We start from the raw sequence: 1,714 nt of genomic DNA, 5'->3' as shown, positions 1-1,714 counted from the left end.
TGTCAATATCTTTTAAAAATGTCACCTAAAAATGGGCAAAAATGCGGTTAAATATCGTATGAAAATGTCACCTTAAAGAATCAAAAATATGGGGGCTTTGCCCCCAAACCCCCATCCTCGCCGGAAGGCAGAGGGGCAGTCTTAAACTGCCCCTAAAGGCAAAAGGATACCTCTCCAAATGCTGTCAAGGCCTTTCGCGGCATAAACGGGAACCCTCCCGCCAAAGGCGGGCCCCTCCCATTTATTCCACGGTGCCTTGACAGCATACAGATAAATGAAGATAAAACAAACTTTGTAAAAATCAGGCAAGTTTTCTGTATTTACCAAGGAAGATTTCTTGAAGCATCTCAAGAATCTCCCGATCACTTTCCTCGAAAGTAACGGGCTTAAAGAGATTCTGGCCATATTTGTAGTAGTGAGAATCAGGCGGCCTGTAAGGCGATTTCGTTTCCTTAGGGTCATCAGCAACAGCAGACTTTTTTGGCTTAACAAACGGCACAGTTTCATAAATTCTCCCATTGTATTCCACCCGCACACCTGTTATACTACTAATGAATACATTAACAGTTGCGCGGGTCGGAATGGAAGGCTGGTTTTCTTTTTGGATAACTTTGAACTGTTTTCCGTAGAAAGAGAACACGCCGCCATTATCGACCTTTCTTTTTTGCTTTATGCAAAGGACACAGTCGAGATCAAGACCTGCAGCGAGGGGGCGGAAAGCGGACTCGGCCTCCTGAGGCTCCACGGAAAATATCCTGTTGAACATTGGTATATAGCTTTTTAAGAATTCATTAGCCTCATCGATAGTTTTTATCCCTGCAATCTTAAACTCCACAGGTAGACGGGACTGCAGGGTATTCCAAAGGCGCTCTACACGACCCTTAGCCTGAGGTGATCTTGCGGTAATTGTAGTAACACCGAGCTCCTTCATGGCTCTCTGAAACTGAGTATCATTGCAAACCTTGCCTTCCAACTGCTCTTCGATGGTGAGCTTGCCAGCCTTAGTAGAAAGGAAAATAGCGTGGGCATCGCTATAAATACTGACTGGTATACCAAAATTTAAAATCATATATCGGATAGTTTCAAAATATCCGTGGAGGCATTCATTTTTAGTTAAATAAAGGCCGACGATATTACCTGTGGCATCATCTATAGCACCGTGGAGGGTATACTTATTACCGTCACCGAGCCAATCAAACGGCGTACCGTCCATCTGAATTAAAAGACCCATTTGAGGTTTTCTCTTACGGCGCCGATGAGGTTTAAAACGCCTTTTCTTTTTAGGGCTTTTGATACCGGCGCCGGTGAGGATACCATAAAGAGCAGAATAACTTAATTTTATGTTTTCGATCCTTTCGAGAAGCTCCTGAAAATGTTTAAAATTGGCATCCTTGTAAATGTCGGACATTTTTAGGTTAATGATTTTTTGTTTAAGTTCATCAGAGATGGTGTTGGCGGGTTTACGACCTTGATTTTTATGAATAAGTGCCGCGGCTCCGTTTTCCTTCACTCCTTTTCTCAGGCGTATTACCTGGCGCGCACTCAGGTCTAAAACTTCCGCCGCCTCCTTTACTGTTATAGTACCTTCAAGAGTCTTTTGAATAACGGTGTACCTTTTTAGTTGTTCTTGTGACATTAGATAACGCACCTCATTCCTCATAGTGACATTTTATCACGATAGTCTACAAGGTGACATTATCATAAAATAACCACA

Annotated in this window: 1 protein-coding gene; it reads right to left on the bottom strand. The window is 42.9% G+C overall.

Translation table 11 applies throughout. The annotated features are described in order from the left end of the window. Nucleotides 1-301 precede the first annotated feature (301 nt). Nucleotides 302-1,660 carry an ISNCY family transposase gene (locus tag AN618_RS12310; protein WP_222926523.1) on the bottom strand — a complete coding sequence of 453 codons (1,359 nt, stop codon included), beginning with the start codon at nucleotides 1,658-1,660 and terminating at the stop codon, nucleotides 302-304. Between the last annotated feature and the right edge of the window lie 54 nt (nucleotides 1,661-1,714).

This window comes from Fervidicola ferrireducens, assembly GCF_001562425.1.
Taxonomy (GTDB): Bacteria; Bacillota; Thermosediminibacteria; order Thermosediminibacterales; family Thermosediminibacteraceae; genus Fervidicola; species Fervidicola ferrireducens.
Note: the sequence above shows the minus strand (reverse complement) of the source record. Positions and strands in the feature narration are given on the sequence as shown.